The sequence below is a fragment of the Hydrogenophaga taeniospiralis genome, assembly GCF_020510445.1.
In the GTDB taxonomy this organism is placed as follows: Bacteria; Pseudomonadota; Gammaproteobacteria; order Burkholderiales; family Burkholderiaceae_C; genus Hydrogenophaga.
Map to the genome: position 1 here is coordinate 3,684,089 of NZ_JAHBAG010000001.1, position 15,847 is coordinate 3,699,935.

Genomic DNA, 15,847 nt, shown 5'->3' on the forward strand with positions numbered 1-15,847 from the left:
GGCTGAGCACGCAAGCTGAATACACGTGTGCAGACGGTTGATCGTCAAAAAATCTTGAAAGAGGCGTCGGGTCCATACATCGATAAAGCAACTATGCAGCATGGTCTCGACTGCAAACTGCGGGCGTCCACCCCTGCCGCCGGGCGCCGGGACACGCATTGCGATCAGCTAAACCGGCTCGGCCCAAGGCACCACCAGGTTCATCTCGTCCAGGAACTCGCGCTTGCGCGTTCTCTTGGAATTGCGCTCGAATCCGCTCTCGCTCAGGCTCATTTGCTTCATGCCTTCACTATCTCATATCGCGCGATCAGCGCTGGCTTGTGCAGACCTTACCTAGAGGACTTTGCGCAGAGGCGGCCGCGTCAACCGAGAAAGCGCCGCGCGCAGCCGTTCGTTGGAGGGTGTGGCGTCGGGCGCTGACGAGCCCAGTGCGGCTTCGACGCTGCCGATGTGCTCAAGCATGCGCTGGCGAGCCAGTTCTAACTGGCCTTTCTCGAGTGCGGCCACGATGCCCGCATGTTCGGCGCAGGACTGTCCAGCATCATGTTTTGATTGGTACAACGACGCGGCCAAGGTGGTGCGCGCGGTCAGGTCGCGCAGGACATCGCACAGAAGTCGGTGGCCCAGGCATTCGGCCAAGCAGACATGGAAATCGGCCAGCAGGAAGGCCCGGGTTGCGGCATCGGCCTCTTCGATGGCCTGTTCTTCCTGGGCGATATGCTGGCGCAACCGGCGCAGCACAGACTGCAGCGGCCGTCCGGCCTCGCGCAGGATGCCGGTCTCGATGATGCGCCGGGCCGAAAAGGCATCGCGCGCCTCCTCGATGGAAGGCTCCACGACATACCAACCTTTGCGGGTACGCACCTCCACGAAGCCCCGTGCCTGCAACTGCATCAGCGCTTCGCGGACCAGAGTGCGGCTGACGCCGAACAGTTCAGCCAATTCCTGCTCGCCCAAGCGCTCTCCGGGAGCGAGTTTTTGCGCGAGGATGGACTCGACGACCTGTTGGGCGATCTGGACTTGGTTGGAGCTCATGTACGGTGACGAGTGTAGCCACCTGCCCACTCAGGACCCGGCACGTTTAAAGAAGTTCGAAGGCAGCGTCGTCTTGAACCAGACCATGGCGCTGATAGTCGGCGCCTGTGACTCACCAGCCTACTGCTGGAACTTGTTGACCCGGGCGAGCAACCTGTCCTCGTCTTTGCATACGCCGATGTGGCAGGGGCTTTCGCTGAGCATCATTCCTCGAGACTCCCCTTGATAGCGCCGACGCGCCGCGCCTTGAAGTGGGAGGGCTCCGGGACACCGCCGGCCGGGAGACCGAATACGCCGTTGTCAAGGGGCGCGTCGGCGATGGTGAAATCGATCACCTCATCCCGTTCGGCCGTTTTGCCCAGACTGGCAATGATGAGGTCTACCCTGCCATCACGCAGGTAGGGCAGATGGTCCGCGCTCTGCACCGGAACCAGTTCAAGCTTGACCTTCATGCCGATGGCGGGCATGTGCGCAATGGCGATGTCGTATCCCTCGGTTTTGCCGTTCTTGATGAAAGCACAAGGAGGAAACTCCTTGGGCTCCACCACTCGCAGCAGGCGCTGGGTCATGATCTGATCCAGCGCGTCGCCCGCTCTAGAGGGCACAGGCTGCGCCAACAGGGTCTTTGTAAACAGCAAGCCGAGGCCCACCACCGTGCCTGAGATGAGCCGGCGGTGGCAAGGACTTGGGATGGTCATGATGGACTTTCGGCCGGGACACGTCAGGCCTTGGCAGGCACGGGGCTCACGTCGATATCCATGTCGTCGTCAATCGGGGGCACAAAGCGGTCATCGAGCACCGCATGGGCCCGCTCGCGGTCAATGTCGCCTTCCCAGGCTGCAACTGCCACCGTTGCAACACAGTTGCCCATCAGGTTGCCCACGGCGCGGGCGATGCCCATGAACCAATCCACCGACAGCACCAGCACCAGACCGATGGCCGGGATCGCGGGAATCGCCTGCAGCGTAGCGGCCAGAACCACGATGGCCGAACCCGGCACGCCATGCGCGCCTTTGGAGGTGACCAGCGAGATGGCCAGGATGGTCAGCAGGTCGGTCATCGAAATGGGTGTGTTGGTAGCCTGGGCAATGAAGACGGCCGCCAGCGTGATGTAGATCGAAAACGCATCGAGGTTGAAGGAGTAGCCGGTGGGAATGACCAAGCCGACAGTGGAGTCGCGAATACCCATGCGCTTGAGCTTGGCCATGACTTGCGGCAGCACGCTGTCCGACGAGGTGGTTGCGAACACCACCATGAGTTCTTCACGCAGGTACTTCAACAGTTTGAAGAGACTGAAACCGGAAAACCGCATGATGCTGCCCAGCACCACGGAGACAAAGATGATCACCGCGGCATAGAACAGCACGACCAGCATGCCCAGTTGCTTGAGTGACCCGATACCGTACTTGCCGACGGTGAAGGCTATGGCGCCCAACACGCCCAGCGGTGCCAGCTTAATGATGATGCCCATGGTCTTGAAGAGCACGTGCGCCAGCTCGTCAATCAGACCGACCACCTTCTGGCCCTTGTTGCCCAGCATGGCCAGCGCGCAGCCGAACAGCACCGAGAACAGCAGCACTTGCAGCACGTCGCCATTGACGAAAGCACTGACCGCAGTGTTGGGGATCAGCTTCATCAAAAACTCCACCGTGCCGCCGCCGGTGAGCTTGCCGGCGTTTTCGGCGTAGGCGCTCATGGCCTTGGCGTCCAGCAGTTTGGGATCCACATTCATGCCAACACCGGGCTGGAACACGAAAGCCAGTACCAGTCCAATCACCAGCGCGATAGTGGTGACCACCTCAAAGTAGATCAGCGCCTTGACCCCGACGCGGCCAACCCGCTTGAGATCGCCGGCGCCTGCGATGCCGTGAACGACCACGCAAAAGACGATCAGGGGAATCAGCATCTTGATCAGCTTGATGAAGCCGTCGCCCAAGGGCTTGAGCTTGACGGCAGACTCCGGCCACAGGAAGCCGACGATCACGCCGATGACAAGGGCCAGTACAACCTGGCCGAACAGGGAGCGGAAAAACTTGGGCATGGAAGTCTCCGGTAGTAGCAATAATTGTTGGCAGCGAGTTTTCTTGCACGCAAATCTTGCATACAAGGAATGTAGACAAACTTGAAAACTGCTGTCACAGGGTTATCCCGATGTGCCACCCAAGACTGTTTTCAAGGTGGCGCGCGTGATCGCTGTGCGCACCCGGTGGATCGGCCCGGAAGCGCACGCCGACAACCTGATCCAGTCGCGGCTGGATTTCCTGGAGACAAAAGACCGGCGATTGCAGCGCACCGTTTCCACACCGACAGTAAGCAATTGGATGGACGCCCCACCCGTGCCGGCACCAACGTGAATACCAAGGGACATCCCACTTTCGGGTAACGGCATCGAGTGCCAAGATTGACGTTGCTTGGAAGTGAATCTGCACCTTTGAACGGAGCAGTCCCTTGAGCAAGATTGCACGTGTCGTCGTTGATTTGGCCAAGAATCATATTCAGAGGCATACCGTGGATGAGACCGGCAAGGTGGTAAGCACCCGGGCGCTCAAACGCGAAAGGTTCATAGCTTGGTGCGTCATGTTTGAAGTCCCCTTTAAAAACATGAACCACCCGGAAGTAGAGAATTCCCCCAGGGCGTCCATGTGCGGATGTCTGAAGCGACCAACTGATCAAGAGTGGAGTTGTCGTCGCAATGACAACATGCTTCTTTTGCCACCCCTAGACTGCAGTGAAGTCAATCAAGACGAGCAGCTTTCAAGGAAAAACGACATGGCATGGGACATCGAAGTCATTCAAGAGTGCGCCGTGGTGCGCATGAACACCAACAAGGTGAACGTTCAGAACGACCAGTTCTTCAGCGATCTGCACGGCGCTTTTGATCGACTGGAGAAGGAGTTCAGTGAACTGCCGGTGGTGCTGACGGGTCAAGGCAATGCGTTCTCCGCGGGGATCGACTTCCAGTACAGCTTCGACATCTTCGGCAGCGGCGACCCGGACAAGATTCGAGATTGGTACCGGACCTACCGCGAGACCAACCTGCGCATCTTCACCTACCCCCGCCCCACCGTCGCAGCGGTGAACGGCCATGCCATCGCCGGTGGACTCATCACGGCGCTGGACTGCGACTTCCGGGTGGCGGCCCGAAAGACAGCCAAGTTCGGCCTCAACGAAGTGCCCATTGGCATCCCGATGCCGGCTGCCTACGTGGAGATCATCAAGTACGCCCTGGGGGATCAGGTCGGCGCATTGACCACGCTGCGCGGCAAGCTCTACGACTTCGATGAGGCCGAAAAATTGGGCTTCTTCCACGAGGTCGTGACAGAGGATCAGCTCATCGACACCGCCATCGGCTACGCACGCTGCATCACCCCCGATTGCAACACCGCCTACGCAATGTCCAAGAAGGCATTGCAGGACGGGGTCATGCGTCAGATTCAGGAACGAACTGTGGCGCTGGATGCCCAGTTGCCCGCAGGCATGAGCGACGAAGGCAATCGCCATGCACAGGACCATCGCCGCCAAGAAATCATGCACAAACGCTGATCACAACCATGATTGACCTCTACAGCTGGTCTGCGCCCAATGGCCACAAGGTACACATCCTGATTGAAGAGCTGGGTATTCCTTACCGGATCGTCCCGATCAACATCACGACCGGTGCGCAGCACGAGGACACCTACCGGGCCATCAACCCGAACGGAAAAATTCCGGCCATCGTCGATCACGCCCCGCTGGGTGGAGGACCGTGCCACACGGTGTTTGAGACCGGCGCGATCCTGTTGTATCTCGCGGAGAAAGAAAAGCGGTTCTTGCCAGAAGACATGCGAGAGCGCAGCGACGTGATGCAGTGGCTGTTCTGGCAAGTCGGCGGCCTGGGCCCCATGATGGGACAGGCTCAACACTTCTTCCGGTATGCCTCCGAACAGGTGCCCTACGGCATCGCCCGGTACCAGAAGGAAACCCGGCGCCTGCTCAAGGTCATGGATGACAGGCTGCAGCACCACGAATACCTGGGCGGTGCGTACTCCATCGCCGACATGGCCTGCTTTCCCTGGATCAGGATCCACAAGTTGACCGGTATCGATCTGGACGAATTTCCCAACATCCAGGCCTGGTACAGCCGGATTCGCGCCCGGCCTGCGCTGGACCGTGCCCTCAACCTTCTGCGTGAGCAATGGGTGGACGTTTCGAAATCCGATGAGGCCAAGCGCAACCTGTTTCAGAAGGGGTGACCGGAGATGCCCGAGCCAAGCGACCGCACCGTTGATGTCTTCATCGACCTGCGCAGCCCTTACTCCTACCTGGCCATCCAGCCAGCCCGCGATCTGGAAAAATCAAGCGGTATTCAGCTCGATTGGTGGCCATTCATCACCGACTTTCAGTCGGCCTATGGCGGGGAGATCGAAGAACGCAGCCCCAGGGATGTGGCGAAGCTGAAGTACCTCTACATGGACTGTCGGCGCCTGGCCAAGGCACAAGGCCTCACCATTCGAGCCACCACCAAGCTGTGGGACGCCACCCTGGCGAGCCAAGCCATGCTGTTTGCCAAATCACAGCATCGACTGTGGGAGCTTTGCGACCCGTTGCTGGCCGCTTTCTGGCGCAGGGAGTTTGATCTTGAGTCACCCGAGCAGCTGACAACGGCGCTGGTGACAGCGGGATTGCGTGCGGACGACTGGGCGGCATACCAAGAGAGCCGTGCCGCCAGCGACCTGGAAACGGCATTGGCTCGCGCAGAGCAGCTGGGTGTGTTTGGTGCCCCTACCTTCGTGTGGCAAGGCGAACTGTTCTGGGGTGGTGACCGGCTGCCATTGCTCAAAGCCGCACTGGCGTCGAGTTTTCAGCTGGACTCGAACCCCGCCTGACCCTCGGTCAGGACATACACGCGCAACCTTTGCACGTCGACAAACAGCATGCCTTTGTTGGGCTCAATGCTGACGAGTCCCAGGCGCTTGAATTTCCCCAGCGCCACGTTGACCCGCTGCCGCGACAGCCCACAGATCAATGACAGCTCGTGCTGCGAAACAGCCAGTGCCTGGAGGCCCTCGTGCCGGTCCTTAGCCACCATCAGCAACCCGCGAGCCACACGAACTTCGGGCTTGAGCAACCTAGACGCCACCAGCATGGTCACAAAGGCCCCCATTCGGGCATTCATGATCTCCGTCAGGTAGTGGTTGAACGGGATCGACGCATGGCGCAGCGTGTCGAAGGTTTGAATCGGAATACAGCAGATGTGGACCGCAGTGAGTGCGCGCAGGTCGTAGCGCCGCATTTCCTTTTTGAGCAGGGACCCATCGCCGCCCCATTCGCCTTCCCGCAGGCAATAGAGGGTGGTCTCTGAGCCGTCGGACCCCACCACGTACATCTGCAGATACCCTTTCAGCAGCCCATACCAATGCGTGCTGGGCATGCCCTCACGTGCAATGTAGTCACCGGGCTCAGCGTGCTGCTCTACCGCAGTTTCCAGCGTCAGCGAGCGAAGCTCGGCTGGCAAGGCGCGGTACCACGCCCAACCCTCCAGAAACTGGACGACGCTGTCGCTCACTCGTGCACCCATATTGTTGTTCATCCAATGTCCATATCGAGTGAATAGTAGTGAACATCTCATCAAGTGGATAGGCCATGGACTCCACGAGGGGTTGACTACACAACGAGTGAACCGGAGGTGTGATCCCCAAGGCCGCCGTGATCCGGAACCGCCCAACCGATCGACCGCCAGGACTTGACCACGCGCTGCCGGCGCGCCTCCCGCCCAAGGGACAACAGCGGCAGGTCCCGGTGCCACCGCGCCAACTTGTCCGAGGCGCTGCGCCCCCACAAGAACTCAGCATCGTGAATGACTTCACCCGCTCCAGAAAGAACGCCAGCCGTCAGAACATGCGTCTCAGCGAGGTGCGGGTCCAGCGTTGAGCATCCGTGAAGGCCTGCGATAGCTGCGATGCACTGTTGCGCCCAAGTGGTGGGCCATGATGCCAACCGTCCTTCGCCCAACAGGTAGGCCAGGGTGCAGCCCGTCACGAAGATATCTTCTCTGAGCCTGAAGGGCTTGGCATAGTCTGAATAGCCGTCGCCGGGAAGAACGTGAGAAGACGGAATCCCGACATCGCCAAACGTGACTTCAGCGTGGGTCAGCTCAGGAACCGATCCTTGATGTTGTCGGCGCGCCAAGGCAATGCCAGGGGTGTGAAGCGGGACTCGAACGCAGGCCAGGCTGCCGGGGCCTTTGGTCAGACCGGCCCCGTTGCGCGCCAAGACGAACAGTTGCAGTTCTTCAGGTCCGTCAAGGGTCCACCCTTTTTTCCCATGAAGCGACAGAGCGCCGTTGGAATCGATGACCACCGTCTCGATGTCGGTGATCTTCCGGCCGGACTCGTTGACGCAAAAGGCGCTCACTGCCCCATGGCGGGCCTGGGCCGGAAACGTGGTCTGAATGGCGCCCTGGTAGCCACTGAAGAAGGCCCAAGCCAGGCGATCGGCGCGAACCGCCGCAGCGGCGGCTGCCACGAAGGGTCCGTGTACAGCCAGAGCGATCTGCTTTTTGCGCCAGGACGGCAGCCAAGTCGAGAGGTCCTCACATTCGATCGGCCGCTCATCTGCGACCAACAGATTTTCAAGCAGAACGTTCAACGACATCGGCGGTCCTTGGCTGAAGGTTTGTGGCAGGCTTGGCAAACTGGTCGAGTGCACCGGAAAACCGCCTCTCGATTGTTTCTGCCACGGCCGCGCTGGCTTGTCATTCCGACGACAAGACGATGGGGTTCGTTGAATCGCATCGGTGCCTGAGGCGTCGGAGAACATCCAGCAAGCGTCCAGACCGCCCGTTCGAGATATGCCTCAACGCGCTGCCCAGCCCCCTTCCGACGCACGCCGCTCAAATGGGCAGCGCCGACGTCGATTTGATTTTTTGCATCGGGATCTCGGTCTTGACACTCTGGACGCCCGCGATCCTCGTCAGGTGCTCGCCTTGAAACCTTCTGTAGGCATCAAGGTCGGCCGCGACAACACGCAGCAGGAAATCGCAGTCACCGGCCATGAGGTGGCACTCGACGACTTCAGCGAACCTTTGAACCTCGGTCGTGAACCCGTCAATGGTTTTGGCGTCCTGACTCTTGAGCCATATCCGGACGAACACGGTGAGGCCGATGCCCAGCTTCGACGGACTCAATTGCGCCGCATAACGCTCGATCACACCCGACTCTTCAAGAACTTTGACCCGCCGCAAGCATGGTGAGGGAGAAAGGCCCACCCGTTCGGCCAGGTCCACGTTCTGTATGCGTCCCTCCTCCTGGAGGATCCGAAGAATTCTTCGGTCAATGGCATCGAGAGTTTTTTGAGCGTCTGTATTCATGTTACGCGGGATGTGTCATTGATTTGGCATAGCACTTCAATTGATTTGATGATATTGGCATATGATGCCATAATTAGTTCAACACTGAGCACAAAACGCAACCAAATTTCCATCGATTAGCCATATATCTCTTCACAGAATCAAGCACTAGTTGCGCTGTGGCTGACCACTCGCGCAAGCGCTCGATCAATCAGCCGCTGACCTTCACCGCAGTGAGCCATCGCCAGTCGCAGCAGAGGCCGTTAGCTGCGGTGTAGATGGATCACACGGCCGCCAGACACACAACAGGAAAAAGAGATGACACGATTCGCCACCGCCCGAGGCTTCACGGGCCCGTTCTCTCGTGACGGTGCTGCCAGCATTGCCTCAACACCCCCGTGGCACTACTCGGCAGACTTCTCCACCATTGAGTGCTGGGCGGATCCAGCCGCCGTCGAGGCGCTGCTCCCTCCAGAACTCAGTCTTCACCCCGATGAGCGTGGGCACACCACCGTTTCTTTTGTCGACTGGCAGGCGTGCACGGACACAGGGGGCGAACTGCTCGACCCCATCCGTGCCCAGTACCGGGAATGCATCGTGCTGGTCAGTGTGCAGTACGAAGGTCAGCAGATGCAGTACTGCCCCTACATCGTGGTTGACCAGGACACCTCGCTGGCACGTGGATAGGCGCTGGGCTACCCAAAGAAGATGGGCTCGGTGTGGGTGACCCGATCCATGGGGGTGAAGTCCATCGCTTCACCGGGCATCGAAGCCGGTGCATCGTTCGCCGGCACGGTGACCGTCAAGGACCGATGGGTTGCCGAGGGCCACGTGACGCTGACTCGGCCTGCAGACGGTCCTGCAGCGACCTTTGGCAGCCGGCCCATCGTGGCGCTGCGACACTTTCCGTCGATGTTCGAGGGTCAACTCGATCAACCTGCGGTGTACGAGCTCGTCAGATTGCAGGCTGAGAACGCACAGGCAGGCCTCGTGTGGGAAGGAACGGCATCGCTCAACATTTTCGACAACCCCATCGAACCTCTCAGTACGCTGCGTCCGACCCGCATCGGCCGCGGCTGGCGCTACTCCCTCGCCATGACCAACCGCTCAAACCACTTGCTTCGTGACTTGCGCGAAGCCACCCAAAACTGAATCCATCAAGGAGACACCACCATGGACGCCGTGCGCCTTCAAAGAACCTACCTCGATCTCACAACCCCGCACGTCGCGGACGCCTGTCTGCGGCTGGGCATACCGGTCAGGTGCGCGCCCATGGAAATGCGACCCGTCTGGAGAGGCACTCATATGGTGGGCCGGGTGTGCCCTGCACGGTACTACGGCAGCGTGGACGTCTTCCTGGAGGCGATCAAGCGTTCATCCCCAGGGGATGTGATAGTCGTTGACAACGGCGGGCGAAAGGACGAAGCCTGTGTCGGTGACCTTGTGACGCTGGAGACAGCACACGCAGGCTTGCGTGGCATCGTGATCTGGGGCCTGCACCGCGACACCAAGGAGCTTGAAACCATTCGCTTGCCCGTGTTCAGCCTGGGCACCCTGCCGACCGGCCCCCAGCGACTGGACACACAAGAAGCACAGGCGCTCACTTCCGCCATCTGCGGCACCCATACCGTCAGTGCAGAGGACTTCGTGCTGGGCGACGACGACGGTCTCATCTTCATTCCGCTGGATCGGGCAACCGATGTTGCTGAACTTGCTGCCAGCATCCGCGACACCGAACGCTACCAAGCCGCCCGCATGCAACAAGGCACGACCTTCAGGGCACAAGCCCGATTCGATGAGTTTCTTGCTGGCCGGGAGGCCGAGGGGGTGCGCCAGGGGGCCTCAGATCTGCGACTAAGCCCCGGGGTCAAGCACAGGCAGAACGCCGGGCACACGCGACATCCAACCCAGTCCCGCCTCAGTGCCTTGCGCGGGCAGGTATTCACAACCGAACCAGCCGTCATAGCCCACAGAAGTCAGGGCGTGCAAAGTAGCCGAAAAATCTATGGATCCGGTGCCGGGTTCGTGCCGTCCCGGGTGATCTGCCAGCTGCACATGGGCGATGTGCCGCCCCAGGGCTTGTGCCACAGACGCGGGGTCTCCTGTCAGACAGGCCGCATGAAAGGTGTCAAACACCAAACCCAGCCGAGGCAGTTCCTCGATCAGTTTGTAGAAGCGCTTGTAGTCCGAGAGAACATACCCGGGAATCGAAGCCTCGCTGATGACTTCAATGGCAACGCCCAATCCATGGCGCCCAGCCACGTGCAGACTCAGCCACAAGCTCTCCAGGTAAGTGGCCATCACGCGCGGGTCGTCCAAGTCCACACCCGCCATCGGGCTGATCCACCGGATCCCCAGTCGCTGGGCGCAGGCCACGGCCTGGTCCAGTCCGTCGCGGAACTCCGCCTGGCGCCCGGGCAAAGCGGCCAACCCCTTCTCTTTCCCGTGCGCCTGCCCTTGCGGCAACACCACGATGGGCCAATGCAGGCCGAGCTCGGCGCTCAGTTGCGCAATCTCGTCCAGCGGTTCCTGGTAGAGGTTGGGCCATTCGATGCCAGAAAAGCCTGCCGCCGCCGCGCGACGGATGCGCTCAAGCGGCGAGTATTCGGTGAACAGGAATCCGATGTGCGCGCTGAATTTCATGCAATGGCAGGCAGCGCATGGCGAAGGCCGAAACGCTGCTCAGTCGTCAGAACCCAAAAACCTGCGCCGGGCTGGTGACCATGAGACGGTGCCAAGCCTGCGCAGATCCGATGCGGAATTGCGTCAAGGCGAGCGTGTGGGCATCGTCTTCGTAGCGGAAGGGTTCAATGTCCCCTGCCTTGTGGCCCACATCGCGTGCGTGGCCGCTCGTGTGGGGCCAGTTGCTGCCCCACATCAGCTGGTCCGGACCGGACGCAACGAGGGTGCGCACCACCGGGGCGAGGTCGGCGTAGTCGGGCGTCAGGGCCGACACCTGGTAGGGAGCGGACAGCTTCAGGTACACACTGGGCGTGAAGTCCAGCAGCCTGGCCAGTGACAGGAGATCGCCCGGATCATCACCAGGCTTGACCAGTGCGAAGTGGTCCAGCACCACTCTGCGCTTGAGCCGTGCAAGATCGGGAGCGATGTCCAGGATGTCTTTCAATCGGGCAAACAGCTCGATGCTCCAGTCCATCGCCCCGAGTTGATCGTCCAGCGCTTGCAGCTGCTGAACAAGCGCGTCGGGACCATTGGACCGACCGGGCTCTTGCACCACCCAGTTGACACGCACAGCCCTTACGCCAGCCTCGTGCATGGCCTCCAGCTGGCCGAGGGTGACCGAGCGATCGAGCACCACCGAGCCACGGGCCTGTACGCCCGCCTGACTCAGCGAGGCCAGCGCATCCAGCAGGCACGCGTTATTGGTCCCGTAGACGCTGGGTTGCACACACACCACGCGACCACAACCGATGCGCTCCAGGTGTCGCAAAAGGTCGGCTGTGGTCGCAGCTGCCGGCGTGTAGGCGCGGTGCGACACGTAGGGAAACCGCCAGGGGTCGAACACATGGACGTGCGTGTCGGTCAGCTCGGACATGGAATGTCGGTTTCTCGAAGTGCGAGGGCGCGTGGACAGGACAAACGGGATCAGTCGGCCTGGATGTTGGCTTTCTTGATGACCTCGGTCCAGGTCTTGACTTCCTGTGCCAGGAAGCTGTTGAAAGCATCGCGGGATGCCAGGATCGGCGTGGCGCCCAGCTGATCAAATCGGGCGCGCAGCTCGGGAGTGCCCATGGCCTTGATGGTTTCCTTGTGCAGTCGATCCAGGATGTCCTTGGGTGTCTGCGCGGGTGCGGCCAGACCAACCCAGTGGGTCATCTCGTATTTCGGGAAACCCGCTTCGGCGAAGGTCGGTACGTTCGGCAGCTTGGGCGACCGCTTCTCGCCCGTCACCGCCAACGCGGTCACGCGGCCACCGGATACCTGCGGACCCGCCGTGGTCACGCTGTCTAGCAGCATGTTGATCTCCCCACCTGCCAGCGCCTGCATGGCAGGACCGCCGCCCCGGTAGGGCACATGCTGGAACTGGGCGCCGGTGCTCACTTCCAGCAATGAAGTCGCCAGGTGTGGGGTACTGGCCACGCCGCCGCTGCCGTAGTTCAACGCATTGGGCTTGCTCTTGCCTGTATTCACCAGCTCCTGCAGGGACTTGTACGGGGAGGCGAGCGGCACCATCATCACCAAGGGGGATTCCGCGACTTTCGCAATGCCAGTGATGTCTTTGAGCGTGTCGTATTTGAGGCGGGCGCCGTAGAGCGCAGGCGCGGTCACGAACGGGGCACTGGGGAACAGCAGCGTGTAGCCGTCCGCCGGTGACTTGGCAACCAGTTCGGAGCCAATGGTGCCGCCCGCACCGGGCTTGTTTTCCACGATAACGGGCTGCCCCAGCTGTGACTGAAGGCGCTCAGCCAGGATGCGGGCCATCACGTCGTTGGGGCCACCAGCGGCGAAGGCCACCACGATTTTGATCGGACGACTCGGATAGCCCGACTGCGCGAATGCGCTACCAGAAATGGCCGCACCGACGGCCAAGCCGATAACGACAGCACGGCGCGCGGGAGTGAAGGGGGTGCTTGAACGCTGCATGTCTTGTCTCCTAGCAAGTGAACACGGTTGGAAGTACCAATGGGACACGGTCCCCACTGTCTGGTCTTATTGTATTCACGTATTATTTGATGCAATACTAGTGTTTGCTCCATCAGTAAAAACCACACCTAGGGGGGTGTGGCTCCAGCAATGAAGCGAACCTCAACTAGAGAACTGGGCACCCGCGACAGGTTTGGTATGTGGCACATATTGCATTATGTTGACTTCAAATGCAAAATTGCACGATGACCAACACCCCCCTCACAGACATACCCAGCGCCACCATGACGGTGCATGGCGCCTCCTACCGACACGTCAACCTGTCAGCGCTGCTGGGCCCCACACTGACACGACTGCCCCATGTTCTGCGCGTCTTGCTCGAGAACGTGGTGCGCACCACACAAGGAACTGAACAGCAGGCGCACGTGGCACACCTGCTCCAGTGGCTGGATCACGCCAGCAGCGAAGCCGAGATCCCGTTCCAGCCGGGCCGGGTGCTGATGCACGACACCACCAGTACCCCCGCACTGGTGGACATCGCGGGGATGCGAGATGCGCTGGCCGAAGCCGGCGTGGACCCGGCGGTGCTGAGCCCCACCCTGCCGGTGGATGTTTCGGTCGACCATTCGCTGGCGGTCGAGGTCTATGGCCGACCCGACGCGATCACGCTGAACATGGAGCACGAAATCCGCCGCAACCGTGAGCGCTACCGCTTCCTGCGCTGGGCCTCGAAGGCACTAGACGGCGTACGCATCAACCCGCCCGGCACGGGCATCATGCACACCATCAACCTGGAACAGTTGGCCACCGTCAGCTGCGTCGAACAACGCGACGGCCAGGCCTGGCTGATCCCCGACGTGATGCTGGGCACCGACAGCCACACCCCGATGGTCAACGGCCTGGGTGTGCTGGGCTGGGGCGTCGGCGGACTGGAAGCGCAGACCGTCATGTTCGGCATGCCGACCATGTTGCGCATCCCGGACGTGGTGGGCGTGCGATTGGTGGGCCGGTTGGCAGCACCTGCACAGGCCACCGACCTGGCCCTGACCGTGACCCAGCGCTTGCGTGCGCTGGATGTGACAGGCGAGTTTGTCGAGTTCTTCGGGCCTGGTGTGTCTACCCTCTCGGCCAACGAGCGGGCGGTGGTGGCCAACATGGCTCCGGAATATGGCGCCACCACCGGCTACTTTCCGGTGGACGAAGCCACCCTGAGCTATCTGGCGGCCACTGGCCGGAGCCCGGCACACATCGAGCTGGTGCGCGCTCACCAGCAAGCGTCTGGACTGTGGTTCGACCCACTCGCCACCCCCGTCTATTCCAAATCCATCGAAATCGACCTGGGCCAGATTGGTGTGCACATCGCGGGTCCGACCCGGCCGCAGGACCTGCTGTCGCTGCAGGACGCGGGCCGGGCGCTGGACGCGGTCGGTTTTCAGCCCAAGGCCTTGTCCAAAGACATGCCGCTGCATCCGGTGGGCATTGCCGCCATCTCCAGTTGCACCAACACCAGCGATCCAAGGCTGTTGGTTGCCGCCGGTCTGTTGGCACGCAAGGCCAGGGCCAAGGGTCTGACGGTGCCGTACTGGGTCAAGACCTCGCTGGCCCCCGGATCGCCCGCGGCGGCCAGCTATCTGCAGCGCGCCGGCCTGACCGACGACCTCGCGGCACTGGGTTTCAACATCGTGGGTTATGGCTGCAGCACCTGCATTGGCAACCCCGGGCCACTGACCGAACCGATCCGCCTGGCGCAGGAGCGCGGCGAGGTCAAGGCGCTGGCCATTGTCTCGGGCAACCGCAATTTCCCGGGCCGCGTTCACCCCGACATCGAGCTCAGCTACATCATGTCGCCGCTGCTGGTGGTGGCGTTCGCCATTGCTGGCGACGCCCGCCGCAACCTGCGCGATGAGCCGCTGCAGACCGGCGCTGACGAAATCCCCGTCCACCTGGCCGACATCTGGCCCAGCGCCAGCGAGATCGACGAAACCTTGCGTCTGTCGCAAGCCCCAGCCGACTACGCCGCCGACTTTGCCAGGGCCAGCGCCAACCCGCTCTGGCACGGCATCGAGGCACCTGACGCGGCGCGCTTTCCCTGGGACGAAGCCTCCACAGCGCTGCGACGCCCTCCGTTTGCGTCGCTCCGGGAAGGCTCGCAACTGGGCAGCTACCGCGCCTACCCGCTGCTGGTGCTGGGTGACGACATCACCACCGACCACATCTCACCCGCCAGTGCGATACCACCCGACAGCCTGGTCGCCGATTTTCTGGTCGAGCGCGGCGACGACCGGCGCGACCTCAACGTGTTCGCGTCCAGACGGGGCAACTGGGAAGTGATGCTGCGCGCCGCTTTCCACAACAAGAACCTGCGCAACCTGCTGGCACCCGGCGCTCCGGTGGCGCACACGCTGCACATTCCCACGGGCGAAACACTGCCCCTGTGGGAGGCGTCGGCAAGGTACAAGGCCGCAGGGCAATCCGTGGTCATCGTCGCGGGTGAGCGCTACGGCATGGGGTCTTCGCGCGACTGGGCGGCCAAGGGTCAGCGGCTGCTGGGCGTGCGCGCCGTGTTGGCGGTCGGCTTCGAACGCATCCACCGCTCCAACCTGATCGGCATGGGCATCCTGCCAGTGCGCATGACCCACGGCGTTTCGCCGACCAGCCTGAACATCCAGCCCGGCGACGAAATCGAGGTGATTGCGGATGCCGCAACCCTGAGCCCACGCTGCGACATCGAAGTGCGCCTGCGCCGTCGAGACGGCAGCTCGACATCCATTCCGGCCAAGGCCGCCGTTGAAACGCAGCTCGAAGTCGAGCTGCTGCAAAAGGGTGGCGTGATTCCCGCCATCCTCGAAAAGACCATCGCACAACACCGTCAGTGAGAAC

General features: G+C 61.4%; 13 protein-coding genes and 3 pseudogenes. 6 read left to right on the top strand and 10 right to left on the bottom strand.

All coding sequences use genetic code 11. The annotated features are described in order from the left end of the window. Nucleotides 1-72: 72 nt before the first annotated feature. The 4 genes and pseudogenes from KIH07_RS17695 to KIH07_RS17710 form a co-directional block, all read right to left on the bottom strand. Nucleotides 73-282 (bottom strand): annotated as a pseudogene (locus KIH07_RS17695) (IS5/IS1182 family transposase); the annotation flags it as partial. Between the two features lie 51 nt (nt 283-333). After that, nucleotides 334-1,035, bottom strand: a complete 702-nt coding sequence (locus tag KIH07_RS17700; protein WP_226493226.1) for a GntR family transcriptional regulator — start codon at nt 1,033-1,035, stop codon at nt 334-336. A 203-nt stretch (nt 1,036-1,238) separates the two neighbouring features. Next, nucleotides 1,239-1,733 (bottom strand): transporter substrate-binding domain-containing protein, encoded by a 495-nt coding sequence (locus KIH07_RS17705; RefSeq protein ID WP_226493227.1) that lies wholly within the window; start codon nt 1,731-1,733, stop codon nt 1,239-1,241. A 23-nt stretch (nt 1,734-1,756) separates the two neighbouring features. After that, nucleotides 1,757-3,076: a C4-dicarboxylate transporter DctA gene (locus tag KIH07_RS17710; protein ID WP_226493228.1), complete on the bottom strand. Its 1,320-nt coding sequence runs from the start codon at nt 3,074-3,076 to the stop codon at nt 1,757-1,759. A gap of 407 nt (nt 3,077-3,483) precedes the next feature. Here KIH07_RS17710 and KIH07_RS17715 point away from each other — a divergent pair, with 407 nt between their 5' ends. Genes KIH07_RS17715 through KIH07_RS17725 form a run of 3 tightly spaced genes read left to right on the top strand, consistent with a single transcriptional unit; the run spans nt 3,484 to nt 5,900 of the window. Continuing rightward, nucleotides 3,484-4,578, top strand: a complete 1,095-nt coding sequence (locus KIH07_RS17715) for an enoyl-CoA hydratase/isomerase family protein (protein ID WP_226493229.1) — start codon at nt 3,484-3,486, stop codon at nt 4,576-4,578. Between the two features lie 8 nt (nt 4,579-4,586). Beyond that, the gene (locus tag KIH07_RS17720; protein ID WP_226493230.1) at nt 4,587-5,267 is read left to right on the top strand and encodes a glutathione S-transferase family protein; all 681 of its coding nucleotides are present in this window, start codon (nt 4,587-4,589) and stop codon (nt 5,265-5,267) included. Between the two features lie 6 nt (nt 5,268-5,273). Next, complete coding sequence (locus tag KIH07_RS17725) at nt 5,274-5,900, top strand: DsbA family protein (protein ID WP_226493231.1); 627 nt, start codon at nt 5,274-5,276, stop codon at nt 5,898-5,900. On the opposite strand, the gene KIH07_RS17730 is transcribed toward KIH07_RS17725, so the two are convergent. The 3 genes from KIH07_RS17730 to KIH07_RS17740 all read right to left on the bottom strand — a co-directional run bounded on the left by KIH07_RS17730 (nt 5,876) and on the right by KIH07_RS17740 (nt 8,383). Beyond that, the gene (locus tag KIH07_RS17730; protein ID WP_226493232.1) at nt 5,876-6,604 is read right to left on the bottom strand and encodes a Crp/Fnr family transcriptional regulator; all 729 of its coding nucleotides are present in this window, start codon (nt 6,602-6,604) and stop codon (nt 5,876-5,878) included. The genes KIH07_RS17725 and KIH07_RS17730 overlap by 25 nt on opposite strands. Before the next feature lie 74 nt (nt 6,605-6,678). Continuing rightward, a complete protein-coding gene (locus tag KIH07_RS17735) occupies nt 6,679-7,668 on the bottom strand; it encodes a hypothetical protein (protein WP_226493233.1) in 990 nt (329 codons plus the stop codon). Between the two features lie 238 nt (nt 7,669-7,906). Next, on the bottom strand, nt 7,907-8,383 hold the full coding sequence (locus KIH07_RS17740) for an Lrp/AsnC family transcriptional regulator (RefSeq protein WP_226493234.1): 477 nt from the start codon (nt 8,381-8,383) through the stop codon (nt 7,907-7,909). Between the two features lie 297 nt (nt 8,384-8,680). Here KIH07_RS17740 and KIH07_RS17745 point away from each other — a divergent pair. Then, a pseudogene (locus KIH07_RS17745) lies at nt 8,681-9,514 on the top strand (acetoacetate decarboxylase family protein). Nucleotides 9,515-9,634: 120 nt separating this feature from the next. Continuing rightward, nucleotides 9,635-9,976, top strand: a pseudogene (locus tag KIH07_RS17750) (RraA family protein); the annotation flags it as partial. A 240-nt stretch (nt 9,977-10,216) separates the two neighbouring features. Here the strand turns inward: KIH07_RS17750 and KIH07_RS17755 are convergent. The 3 genes from KIH07_RS17755 to KIH07_RS17765 are packed head-to-tail and all read right to left on the bottom strand — an operon-like array spanning nt 10,217 to nt 12,967. Further along, nucleotides 10,217-11,005, bottom strand: coding sequence for a hydroxypyruvate isomerase family protein (locus KIH07_RS17755; protein WP_226493235.1), 789 nt, complete (start codon nt 11,003-11,005; stop codon nt 10,217-10,219). 46 nt (nt 11,006-11,051) lie between these two features. Then, on the bottom strand, nt 11,052-11,918 hold the full coding sequence (locus tag KIH07_RS17760) for an amidohydrolase family protein (protein WP_226493236.1): 867 nt from the start codon (nt 11,916-11,918) through the stop codon (nt 11,052-11,054). A gap of 50 nt (nt 11,919-11,968) precedes the next feature. Next, on the bottom strand, nt 11,969-12,967 hold the full coding sequence (locus KIH07_RS17765) for a Bug family tripartite tricarboxylate transporter substrate binding protein (protein WP_226493237.1): 999 nt from the start codon (nt 12,965-12,967) through the stop codon (nt 11,969-11,971). A gap of 245 nt (nt 12,968-13,212) precedes the next feature. On the opposite strand from KIH07_RS17765, the gene acnA reads away from it, so the two are divergent. Further along, nucleotides 13,213-15,843 carry an aconitate hydratase AcnA gene (gene acnA / locus KIH07_RS17770; RefSeq protein WP_413465762.1) on the top strand — a complete coding sequence of 877 codons (2,631 nt, stop codon included), beginning with the start codon at nt 13,213-13,215 and terminating at the stop codon, nt 15,841-15,843. Nucleotides 15,844-15,847: the final 4 nt, after the last annotated feature.